The organism is Streptomyces ipomoeae 91-03 (assembly GCF_000317595.1).
In the GTDB taxonomy this organism is placed as follows: Bacteria; Actinomycetota; Actinomycetes; order Streptomycetales; family Streptomycetaceae; genus Streptomyces; species Streptomyces ipomoeae.
The window spans coordinates 1-10952 of sequence record NZ_AEJC01000459.1 but is presented as its reverse complement, the minus strand read 5'-3'; the positions used below and the strand labels follow the sequence as shown (position 1 = coordinate 10952).

The window sequence follows — 10952 nt, the reverse complement described above, 5'->3', positions numbered from 1 at the left end:
CCGCCGGCCAGGTGTCGCTGCGGTGTCGCTACTTGGCCGCGTTCGCCGCCTTCACCAGCGCGTCCTTCGTGACGGCACCGGCGTAGACCTTGCCGTCCTCGGTGAAGAGGACGTTGATCAGCCGGGTCTTGAAGACCGTACCGGAGCCGAAGTCACCCTTGACCTGGTCGCCGAGGGAGTTCAGGAAACCGTCGACCTGGCTGTTGCCCGAGGAGCTGTCGGAACCGCCGGGCATGCCGCCCTCGGCACCCGTGTCGAACTCGGCGATGGTGCTCCAGCCCTTGCCGATGGTCTTCAGCCCGTCGAGCCCGCTCGCGAACTCCTCCTCGGAGCCCTCGGAGCCCTCGGAGTCCTTGAACTCCTGGGCCTCCTTGGACGCCCCGCCCTCGCCGACCATGGAATCGTGGTGGCCGGACTCCTCCATCTCGTCGGCCTCGGTGACCTTCGCGCCCTTCGGCGGAGTGAAGTCGAACGTGGAGGCGCTCGGCTTGCCGAAGTCGACCTGGGTGAAGCCCGCGTCCACGACGGCCGCGCCACCGCTCGCCGGGGTGAGCGTGAACTTCAGCGGCAGCCCCGTCTTCGAGTCCACGGCGACGGTGATCGCCCCGACCGTCGAACCGGACTGCTTCGGCTCTATCAGCAGCTTGTACGCGTCCCGCCCGGCGACCCGCATGGTCCCGTCGACGGTCACGGACGTGGTGTCGTCGACGGCCTTCAGCGCTTCCTCGGCGAGCTGCTGAGGCGTGGCCGGCACGTCCTCGGAAGCGTCGGGAGCGTCCTTGCGGGCCTCGCCGCCCTTGCCCTCGTCGCCGCCGGTCGCGTGGTACACCTCGTTCGAGGCGCTGTCGTACGCCCACACGTCGTCACCGTTGTGGATGACGCTGTACTCGGCGGCCTTCTCCAGCAGCGACAGCTTCTGCTTGTCGGGGCCATCGGTGGCGACGCGCAACGTGTGCGTGCCGGTGGCGAGTTCGAGCAGCTTGGCGGAGGGGTCGGCGGCCGATCCGCCGTCACCCGAGCCCCCGGAGGGCGCCTGCGAACCGAGGCTTCCGGCCAGCCCGCCCAGGTCGGGCAGCCCCAGATCGGTGGTGATCTTCACCGTGCCGGACACCTGCTGTACGTCCGACGCGGCGATCTTCTCGATGAGTTCCTGTGCGCTGATCTTCGGCAGATCGGGGTCACCTGAGCCGGCGAAGGCCGGGACGAGCCCGATGGTCGCCGCCGCCAGGCCCACCACGGTGACCGGGACGACATACCGAGCGGCCTTCCGCCGCCGCGTCGCACGCGCCTCCTCGGCCTCGGCCGCGAGCACGGCCGCGTCACCGGGTCGGGCGCTGTCGTCGGTTTCGTACGGTGCCATGTGTGCCTTACCTCCGTCGTCGGCGGCGGCCTCCCCTTGAGCCGCCATTCTCACCCGAATCGGTGAGGAGTGGTGATACCCATCTGACCAAATCGGCCAGTGGGAGTCGTCAGACTCGGGACTCAACTCGACGTACTGCTACGGGATGACACGGAGGGGCGACGCCTCCAACCAACCCGTAGGGGTTCCGGGGAGGAGGCGCCGCCGCTGAGGACCAATCACCTAGTGGTTGAGGAACACGTGTTCAGCCTTGTACGGCCTTGTACGGCACCGCCGACGGAGTGCGCGAGTCGCCGCCGAGCACGACCGAGACGTCACGCTGGGCGCAGCCGCAGCCGCAGCCGCCGCCGTCGGTCTTCCTGCACCGGGGTCAGCCCGCCCGGTGCACCACCGCGTCGCACAGCTCGACCAGCGCGGCCTTCGCCCCACACTCCCGCAGCGGCGCCAACACCGCTCGCGCCTCCTCCGCGTACCGCACGGTGTCCCGCCGAGCCTGTTCCAGTGCGGGATGCACCCGGAGCCGGGCCAGCGCCTCCGCGTGCCGCGCGTCGTCGGTCAGGTCGGAGTCGAGCAGCTCACAGAGGGCGATGTCCTCGGGCTCCCCCAGCCGCCCGGCCCGCTCCCGCAGCCGCAGCACCGGCATGGTCGGCACGCCCTCACGGAGATCCGTCCCCGGCGTCTTGCCGGACTCGTGGGAGTCGGAGGCGATGTCGAGCACGTCGTCGGCGAGCTGGAAGGCGACCCCGAGCCGCTCCCCGTACTGGGTGAGCACATCGACCACGGTCTCGTCGGCGCCCGACATCATCGCGCCGAGCCGCCCGGCCACGGCCACCAGCGACCCGGTCTTGCCGCCCAGCACATCGAGGTAGTGGTCGATCGGGTCCTTCCCGTCACGCGGCCCGACCGTCTCCAGGATCTGCCCGGTGACCAGCCGCTCGAACGCCTCCGCCTGGACGCGTACGGCGTCGGGGCCGAGGTCGGAGAGGACCTGCGAGGCCCGGGCGAAGAGGAAGTCACCGGTGAGGACGGCCAGCGAGTTGCCCCAGCGGGCGTTGACGCTGGGCACTCCGCGCCGTACGTCGGCCTCGTCCATCACGTCGTCGTGGTACAGCGTGGCGAGATGCGTCAGCTCGACCACCACCGCCGAGGGCACGACCCCCGGCGCGTACGGGTCACCGAACTGCGCCGCGAGCATCACCAGCAACGGCCGGAACCGCTTCCCGCCGGCCCGCAGCAGATGCTGGGCGGCCTCCTGGATGGAGGGGACCTCGCTCTTGGTCGCCTCGAGCAGACCCTCTTCGACGGCAGCCAGTCCGGCCTGGACATCGGCTTCGAGAGCCTGGTCCCGCGCGCTCAGCCCAAACGGCTCGACGACGGTCACGAGGGTTCTCCTGTCTGCTGACGGTCACACGGTCGGTCTACTGGGTCGGTCTCACGGTCGATGACATAGTTTGTCGATCTGTCGCTGCCATCACCCGAGTCAGCGTATCCGGTCACCTTTCGATCACCACCGAGGGCCTACGGCGTTCGGCCGCGCCACCCCCCGCAAAGGCACCCGGCGCGGGGGCCGGCCGGGCCGGGGTTTCGCCTGGCGGCGCTCGCAGGGTGCCGCCGCGCCCGCCCTCCCCCGTCGCCCCAGCGGCACGACTGCCCACAGCTGAGCAAGGAGCAGGGCTGCGCCACGTGGGCGCGACCAGCCACGTACCACCCGCAGCCGCAAAACCACACGCGCCCCCGAGCCACTGGGCGCTCCTCCCACAGTCACTAGGCGCTCTCCCCATAGCCCGAGTTGACCGATTTGCGGCATACCCACGCTTCACCCGACTCCTCCCGTGAGTTGAGTCACGCGCCCCTCAGAACCCCACCCCACCCCCTCCCCTCGACATTCCCTTTGCAGAAGGCAAGTTGAGCACCGAATCCGACTCCGAAGCGGAGCACATTCGCGACAAAATCAAGGTCAACTACGCCAACCCGACAAGCAGGGACTTGTTCCCATCGTGTGCTCTCGCATACGTTCACACCCCGTCCGGACGGTCCGCCGAATCCTGCCGCCGACCGGACTCCCCACCCATCACCACTCATCCACGCATGGCAGGAGCGGGGGACCCAGGTAAGCCGCCCGGTCCGTCCTTCCCCAACGGACCGGCTAGGGGTGAAGCCGCGCACAGTCACCGGCGAACGCCGGACGACGCGCGCGGCCGGGCATCTCCAGCCCGAACCCGACAGCTCACCTCGCAGGCGCTGGAGAGGAATTCACCATGCCCGGACGAGGCAAACACCGTCGCCCCAAAACCAATCCGTTCACGCGCGGCATGGTCGCCGCCGGCACGGGCGGGGCCGCACTCGCCCTGCCGCTCACCGTCGCCACGACCGCGAGCGCCGCCCAGTCCGCCCAGTCCGCCGTCACCTCCGCACAGGCCGCCCCGCAGTCCGCGCCGACCGCCCTGCAGTCCAAGTTCCTTACGTACACCGTGGTCTCCGGCGACACGCTCTCCTCGATCGCGCGCAAGCACGGCACGAGCGGCGGCTGGCACCGGCTCTACAAGGACAACCGCCGGGCCATCGGCAGCAACCCGGCTCTGATCCACCCGGGCCTGAAGCTGAAGCTGAGGGCGACGAAGACGCCCAAGACATCCACGGCGTCCACGACATCCACGACGCCGAAGACATCCACGGCAACCACGGCAACCACGGCGTCCATGACGTCCACGGCATCCACGCCCTCGGTGGACACACCCTCAGTCGACACGGCCTCAGTCGACACGGCCTCGGTGGACACGACCTCCGCTGTCACGGCCACCCAGGCCTCGACGAAGACGTACACCAACGACCTCGACGGCTGGATCCGCGAGTCGCTGGACATCATGGCGCAAAACGGAATCCCCGGGTCATACGACGGGATTTACCGCAACATCATGCGCGAGTCGTCGGGCAACCCGCGGGCCATCAACAACTGGGACTCGAACGCCGCGGCGGGCACACCGTCGAAGGGCCTGCTCCAGGTCATCGACCCGACGTTCGCCGCGTACCACGTGCCGGGCACCGCGGACGACCCCTACGACCCGGTCGCGAACATCACGGCGGCGTGCAACTACGCCGCCGCGAGGTACGGCTCGATCGACAACGTGTTCGGCGCCTACTAGGGTGCGTTTCATATGTGGATCTTGATGTGTCAAGATCCCACTTCGTGGGGCGGCATGATCTGACGAATACACAGTGGGCGAAGCTGGAGCCCCTGCTCCCGGTCGGCAAGAAGCCTGGACGGCCACCGGTGCACACCAAGCGGCAACTGATAGACGGCATACGGTGGCGCACCCGCGCCGGTGCTCCCTGGCGGGACGTGCCCGAGCGCTATGGCCCGTGGGAGACGGTCTACGGCCTGTTCCGCCGCTGGCAGCGGGACGGCACCTGGCACCGCATCTTCGAACAGCTGCAGGCCCAGGCCGACGCCGAGGGACTGATCACCTGGGACGTCTCGGTGGACTCGACCATCGCCCGCGCCCACCAGCATGCGGCCGGCGCCCGCAAAAAGGGGATCTGCAGATCGAGCCGCCAGGCGGTGTGTTCATCGAGCCCGACGACCACGGGCTCGGACGCTCCCGGGGCGGGCTGACAACCAAGCTCCACCTGGCGGTCGAGCAGGCCCAGAAACCGATGTCGCTGGTCATCACGGCAGGACAGCGCGGTGATTCCCCGCAGTTCCAGGTGGTCTTGGGCCGCATCCGGGTGCCCCGGCTCGGGTCGGGCCGCCCGCGCACCCGGCCGGACAAGGTGCGTGCCGACAAGGCGTACGGCTCCCGCGCGAACCGTGCCTACCTGCGCAAGCGCGGTATCCGCTGCACGATCCCGGAGAAGCGCGACCAGATCGCCAACCGCAAGAACCGCGGCTCCCACGGCGGCCGGCCACCTAAGTTCGACAAGGCCGACTACAAGGAGCGCCACGCGGTCGAGTGCGGAATCAATCGCCTCAAGCGGCACCGCGCTGTCGCCACGAGATACGACAAGTTGGCAGTTCGCTACGAGGCGACCGTGCTGGTCGCAGCCATCAACGAGTGGCTGTGACCAGCACTTTCAAAACGCACCCTAGTCCCTCGGCTCGTCCGGCCCCGGGCTCGTCCGCCCCTTCGGTTCCCCTGAGTCCGTCGCTCAGGGGAACAGCCGTTCAAGGACCACCGCGATGCCGTCGTCCTCGTTCGAGAGGGTCACCTCGTCGGCGACGGCCTTGAGTTCGGGGTGGGCGTTGGCCATGGCGACCCCGCGGGCGGCCCAGTCGAACATGGGGATGTCGTTGGGCATGTCGCCGAAGGCGATGGTCTCGGCCGGAGTCAGTCCGAGATGCTCGGCGGCCAGGGCGAGGCCCGTCGCCTTGGTGATGCCGCACGGCTGGAGTTCGACGGTGCCGGGCCCCGACATGGTGACCGTCGCCAGCGAACCGACCGCCATGCGCGCCGCCGAGGCCAACTCGTCGTCGGACAGATGGGGATGGCGCAGCAGCACCTTGCTGATGGGCTCGCACCACAGGTCGTCCCGGCGCGGCACGCGTACGGCGGGCAGGGTCGGATGCGGCATGAGGTAGCCGGGCTCGATCAGGGTGAGGCCGTCGACCCCGTCCTGGTCGACGGCCGCGTACACCTGTCCGACCTCGGCCTCGATCTTGCCGAGCGCGGTCTCGGCGAGCTCGCGATCCAGGGTGACGGACCAGAGCAGCCGGTCCGCGCCGACGTCGTACAACTGCGCGCCCTGTCCGCACACCGCGAGCCCCCTGCTCCCGAGGTCGTCGAGCAGCGGGCGCACTCTCGGCGCCGGCCGTCCCGTCACCACGAGGTGCTGAGCACCGGCCCCCGTGGCCCGCGCCAGCGCGGCGAGGGACCGGTCGGAGAGCGTGTCGTCACTGCGCAGGAGCGTTCCGTCCAGGTCAGTGGCGATGAGTGAATATGCGGTGGGAGCGGCCATGATCAGAGAATACGGATGCCGCGCCCCATCGGTTCGACCCGAACCGGACGAGGCCGGGTGTCCCGACGGCAACAGAGGGCCCGTACGTCAACCCTCCTTTACCGAACGACAGTTCAGAGAGCCGTTGGCAGCTGGGGCAGGGGCCGCGTCCATTGAGGGGCGCGGGGCTGTGACATATGCGGCTCCGCCGCGCGGGCGCGAACAACCACGACGCGCCCGCACCCGCACCCGCCGAATCACAGCCCCCCAGCCATTAGGCTCCCGCCCCCACTCACCCATGCGCCGCAGCCAGATGCCGAGCCAACCGTGGCGAGGCGAACTCCGTCCCGCACACGAACCGCATGACGGGCCCATACGACCCCGCCGCGGGCAACCCCGTGAAGTAGACCCCGGGGATCGACGACCGAAACCCGGCCCCGAGCACCGGCGTACCCCGACTCACCGCCAACTCCGTACGGAGCTCATGCCCGAGGAACCCCATCGCCCCGAGATCGACGCGATATCCGGTCGCGGCGATGACGTGATCGGCACTCAGCTCCTCGATACGGCCGTCATGCCCCTGCACGGCCAACAGCGGCCGACCGTCGACGGCGCCCGCCCTCACGACCCGCGCGACTTCCCGCACTTCCACCCGCCCCTCGAACCGCTCACGCAACCACCACGCGCCGAGCGGCCCGAGCACCCGGTGGACCAAGTAGTGGCGTGCACGGGCGGGCAGGTACCGGTACGGATGCGGGTAATAGCTGAGCGCCCACAGCGACCAAGCCCGTCCGAACGGCGACTCGGGGCGCAGCCGGGGCTGCTTCCACGGGGGCGCGCCAAACGCAACGGCCCCGCGCCCGCGCGCGACCACCCGCACCCGTGCGCCCGCCTCGGCCGCCAATACCGCCGTCTCCAGGGCGGACTGGCCGGCTCCGACGACGATCAGCTCCTTGTCGGCGAACCGCCGGAGGTCAGGGTGCTGGGAGCTGTGCGAGACGGGCCCCGTGGGGGCGGGCCCGTCCACGGCCGCCCCCGCCAGTTCGGCCGGCAGATGGGCGAGCCCGAACAGTCCGCTCGCCACGACCACGGCCCGCGCCGCGAACAACTCCCCCGAGTCCAGCTTCAGCTCGAAGCCGCCCCCCTTGCTCCGGTCCACGGACACGACCCGCACCCGCTCCAGTTCGGGTACGAGCCGCTCCTGGAACCACTCCCCGTAGGAGATGAACGTCTCCACCGGGATGATGTCCTCGTCGGTGACCAGCCGCCTGATCCCCGCCGCGTCGCAGTAGTCGCGCAGGGTGTTGCCCCGCTGTGGGGCGTCGATGTTCGAGGCGACCGGGGTCGACTTCAGGAGCATCCCGGCGGGCATGTTGTCCCGCCAGCTCACCATGGGTTCACCGAACACACGGACGGGAATGCCGTGCGCCCGCAGATGGGCGGCGGTGGACAGACCGAACGGCCCGGCGCCGATGACTGCTACCGGTTGAATCACGAAGTCCCTCCCCAGGACGCGACGTGCCTACTTCGTGTGAGCCCCACTCGTTCGTGCGAGCCCTATTTGTGGGTGTGATTGGCCCGGTGGGACCGCCACATCTGGTAAAGATGCTTCGCGCCCGGTCGTATGAAGCGCGCGAGCATCGTGAGGAACGGCAGCGGGTCGTCGGTCGCGAACCACGCCAGTTCCGTACCGCTCGCCCGCGCGGGCGCGTGCGGCGTCGTATACCCACTGCGCCGATAGGCGAGCAGAGCCGGCAGATCGATGTTCTCCACGATGTACCGGCGCCCGGTGAGCTGCTCCCCCTCCGGCACCGAACGCCCGGTCAGATCGAGGTGCATGGCGCGTACGACATCGACGCCCGCCTCGTTCTCGAAGAGCCGGAACTGTGCGCCCATCCGGGGGTTGAAGTCGAGCAGCTTGTACCGCCCGTCCCGCCGGTCGAACCGCAGATCCAGATCGATGATGCCGCTGAACCCGATCTGCTTGATGAAACGCGCGGCGGCATCGGCGAGTTCCGGATTGTCGACGATGTACGCGTTGGCCGTCATCCCCGCGTGCGGGGGCCACGACCGCACCTTCACCCCGGTGAACATCGCGAGCGGGGTGGAGTCCGCGTCGAAGTACGCGTGCACGATCCAGTCCTCGGCGTCCTCCCGGGGCAGATACTCCTGAAGGATGACCCCCGGCCGCTCGCCCCACCCCCGGGCGAGCCGCAGCAGCCCCTCGCGGTCACCGATCCTCGTGGTCCCGTTCACCGCGGGCTGCCGACGCCGTTCGAAGGCCTCCCGGTTCTTGGCCACCACCGGGAAGCGCGCCTGTTCGGCGAACCGCTCGACATCCTCGTACGACTGCGGGAAGGCCGCCGCCGGGCTGGGCACCCCGTGTTCGACGCACAGCTCATGGAGCCCCTGCTTGCTGGCGAGCCGCCGGGGCAGCTTGGCATCGACCCGCGGAAAGAGGAACCGCCCGCCCAGCTCCCCCTGGTGTTCGGCGATGAGCACCGCGGCTTCCTCATCGGTGGGGATGAGTACGGCCGACCGCCCGGTCTCCCGCGCGATCTCCTCCCCGATCCGCAGCAGCCCGTCCACCAGCCGCTCGGGCTCCTCGGTCCCCCTGGTCGGCCATACGAACGCCCGCCGCAGATAGCGCGAGACGGCGGCCGGGGTGCAGCGGTCCTCCGTTATCGCGTACATGGGCACACCCAGCCGGCCCAGGCTGCGGATGGCCCCGACCCCGCCGTGGTGCAGCGGATAGTCACCGAACTTCACGACGAGTCCCGGAACACCCCGATCCGCATGAATCGGCGCACCCCTCATACCCCTGGCCACGGGTCCCCCCACGTGTCCCCCCTACCGGACGCGGACCCACCCCGTCCGCGTACCCCAGAGGACGCTAAGCCGGAATATCTCCTTCTGACCCTCCCCTATCAGGACATTACGAACTCTTTAGACACTCCCCATCCCCTTCACGCCCCCGTAACCTGTGCCGCGACCAGACGGAACGGCGGCACACCACGATCACGCCACGAGAGCGAGGCAGCACCCGATGCCCCCCATCGATGTCCCCGAGGGCGACCCCTCCGACGTTTCCGATGTTTCCGATGTTTCCAACATCTCTGATGTCTCCGATGTCTCCGATGTCTCCGAGGGCGGTTCCTTCAACGCCCCCGAAGGCCGCGGCCGTTTCGACGCCACCGCAGGTGATCCCTTCGACATCCCTGAAGGTCATCCCTTCGGGCCGCACAATCTCCCCTACGGGGTCTTCTCGCCCGTCGGCTCCGAGACCCGTACGGTGGGCGTCCGTCTCGGCGACCACGTCCTGGACGCGGGCGCGGCGGCCCGGGCCCTCGGCTCCCCCTACGCCACCCTCCTCGCCCACCCCACCCTCAACCCCCTTCTCGCCGCGGGCCGCACCGCCTGGTCGGACATCCGCCGTGCCCTGACGGCCTGGCTGACGGTCCCCTCCCACCGCGAAACGATCGCCCCGCACTTCCACGCTCTCTCCTCCGTCACCCTCCACCTCCCCTTCGAGGTCGCCGACTACGTCGACTTCTACTCCTCCGAGAACCACGCCCGGAACGTCGGCCAGATCTTCCGCCCCGACTCACCAGACCCGCTGACCCCCAACTGGAAGCATCTGCCCATCGGTTACCACGGCCGATCCGGCACCGTTGTGGTCTCCGGCACGGAGGTGGTACGGCCCTGCGGCCAGCGCAAATCCCCGAGCGACCCGGCGCCCGTCTTCGGCCCCTCCACCCGCCTGGACATCGAAGCGGAGGTCGGTTTCGTGGTCGGGGTGCCGTCGCCGATGGGGCACCCTGTCGGGCTCGGCGACTTCCGCGACCACGTCTTCGGTCTCTGCCTCCTCAACGACTGGTCCGCCCGCGATCTCCAGGCCTGGGAGTACGTCCCGCTCGGCCCCTTCCTCGGCAAGTCCTTCGCGACGTCGGTGTCGGCGTGGATCACACCGCTGGACGCGTTGGAGGAGGCACGGGTGAAACCTCCGAAGCGCACGCACGATCCGCTGCCGTACCTGGACGACTCGGCCGAGGACCCCGGCGGCTACGACCTCCGCCTCACGGTCGCGATCAACGGCCACGTCGTCTCCGAACCTCCCTTCGCCACGATGTACTGGACCGGCGCCCAGCAACTCGCCCACATGACGGTGAACGGCGCCTCCCTCCGCACCGGCGACCTCTACGGCTCCGGCACGGTCAGCGGTCCGGCCTCCGACCAACGCGGCTCCCTGCTGGAACTCACCTGGAACGCCCGCGACCCCCTGAACCTCCCCACCGGCAAACGCACATTCCTGGAAGACGGCGACGAGGCGACGATCACGGCCTGGGCGCCTGGCCCGGGGGGCGTGAAGGTGGGCTTGGGAGAGGTAACCGGCAGAGTGACACCGGCGACTTGGCCGGGGGGCGCCTGAGGGCTCGGGGGGTTCTGGGGTGTGGCGTGTGCGGGTGGGTTGCGGCTGGTCGCGCCCGCGCGGCGGAGCCGCATATGTCACAGCCTCGCGCCCCTTTGAGTAGCGGCTGCGCCGCTCTCCGCGTGCGGGTGGGTGGTGGGTCGGGGCTGTGCCGGTGTGTCAGCGCGTCGCCAGGTGCGGGGTGCCTCCGGCGGTTGGGCGGGGGTGCGCCTGGGGGTGCGTGGGTGGGTC

Annotated in this window: 8 protein-coding genes and 1 riboswitch; of the genes, 3 read left to right on the top strand and 5 right to left on the bottom strand. The window is 69.6% G+C overall.

The genetic code is table 11. The annotated features are described in order from the left end of the window. Nucleotides 1-28: 28 nt before the first annotated feature. Together STRIP9103_RS30145 and STRIP9103_RS30140 are read right to left on the bottom strand one after the other, a co-directional pair. Nucleotides 29-1360 carry a LolA family protein gene (locus tag STRIP9103_RS30145; protein WP_009326743.1) on the bottom strand — a complete coding sequence of 444 codons (1332 nt, stop codon included), beginning with the start codon at nt 1358-1360 and terminating at the stop codon, nt 29-31. Nucleotides 1361-1730: 370 nt separating this feature from the next. Next, entirely contained in the window at nt 1731-2741 is a 1011-nt protein-coding gene (locus STRIP9103_RS30140; protein WP_009326749.1) for a polyprenyl synthetase family protein, read from the bottom strand. Between the two features lie 684 nt (nt 2742-3425). Then, a riboswitch (cyclic di-AMP (ydaO/yuaA leader) is annotated at nt 3426-3616 on the top strand. Nucleotides 3617-3618: 2 nt separating this feature from the next. Here STRIP9103_RS30140 and STRIP9103_RS30135 point away from each other — a divergent pair. After that, a complete protein-coding gene (locus STRIP9103_RS30135) occupies nt 3619-4503 on the top strand; it encodes a LysM peptidoglycan-binding domain-containing protein (RefSeq protein ID WP_009326746.1) in 885 nt (294 codons plus the stop codon). 44 nt (nt 4504-4547) lie between these two features. Then, nucleotides 4548-5422, top strand: a protein-coding gene (locus tag STRIP9103_RS47255) for an IS5 family transposase (protein ID WP_374005668.1) whose coding sequence is annotated in 2 segments (ribosomal slippage) — nt 4548-4937 and nt 4940-5422 — 873 coding nt in all. Because the reading frame shifts where the segments join, the coding sequence is not laid out codon by codon here. An 84-nt stretch (nt 5423-5506) separates the two neighbouring features. On the opposite strand, the gene STRIP9103_RS30120 is transcribed toward STRIP9103_RS47255, so the two are convergent. The 3 genes from STRIP9103_RS30120 to STRIP9103_RS30110 all read right to left on the bottom strand — a co-directional run bounded on the left by STRIP9103_RS30120 (nt 5507) and on the right by STRIP9103_RS30110 (nt 9109). Further along, on the bottom strand, nt 5507-6313 hold the full coding sequence (locus tag STRIP9103_RS30120; RefSeq protein WP_009326748.1) for a Cof-type HAD-IIB family hydrolase: 807 nt from the start codon (nt 6311-6313) through the stop codon (nt 5507-5509). Between the two features lie 271 nt (nt 6314-6584). Next, complete coding sequence (locus tag STRIP9103_RS30115) at nt 6585-7787, bottom strand: NAD(P)-binding domain-containing protein (RefSeq protein WP_009326745.1); 1203 nt, start codon at nt 7785-7787, stop codon at nt 6585-6587. Between the two features lie 62 nt (nt 7788-7849). Next, the gene (locus tag STRIP9103_RS30110; RefSeq protein WP_009326747.1) at nt 7850-9109 is read right to left on the bottom strand and encodes a carboxylate--amine ligase; all 1260 of its coding nucleotides are present in this window, start codon (nt 9107-9109) and stop codon (nt 7850-7852) included. 229 nt (nt 9110-9338) lie between these two features. Here STRIP9103_RS30110 and fahA point away from each other — a divergent pair, with 229 nt between their 5' ends. Next, on the top strand, nt 9339-10721 hold the full coding sequence (gene fahA, locus STRIP9103_RS30105) for a fumarylacetoacetase (RefSeq protein ID WP_009326744.1): 1383 nt from the start codon (nt 9339-9341) through the stop codon (nt 10719-10721). Nucleotides 10722-10952 lie beyond the last annotated feature (231 nt).

What these genes read in the sequence shown, in the direction of transcription:
- STRIP9103_RS30145 (WP_009326743.1), bottom strand. Translation starts at nt 1,360, where the DNA reads ATGGCACCGTACGAAACCGACGACAGCGCCCGACCCGGTGACGCGGCC.
- STRIP9103_RS30135 (WP_009326746.1), top strand. Translation starts at nt 3,619, where the DNA reads ATGCCCGGACGAGGCAAACACCGTCGCCCCAAAACCAATCCGTTCACG.
- STRIP9103_RS30120 (WP_009326748.1), bottom strand. Translation starts at nt 6,313, where the DNA reads ATGGCCGCTCCCACCGCATATTCACTCATCGCCACTGACCTGGACGGA.
- STRIP9103_RS30110 (WP_009326747.1), bottom strand. Translation starts at nt 9,109, where the DNA reads ATGAGGGGTGCGCCGATTCATGCGGATCGGGGTGTTCCGGGACTCGTC.
- fahA (WP_009326744.1), top strand. Translation starts at nt 9,339, where the DNA reads ATGCCCCCCATCGATGTCCCCGAGGGCGACCCCTCCGACGTTTCCGAT.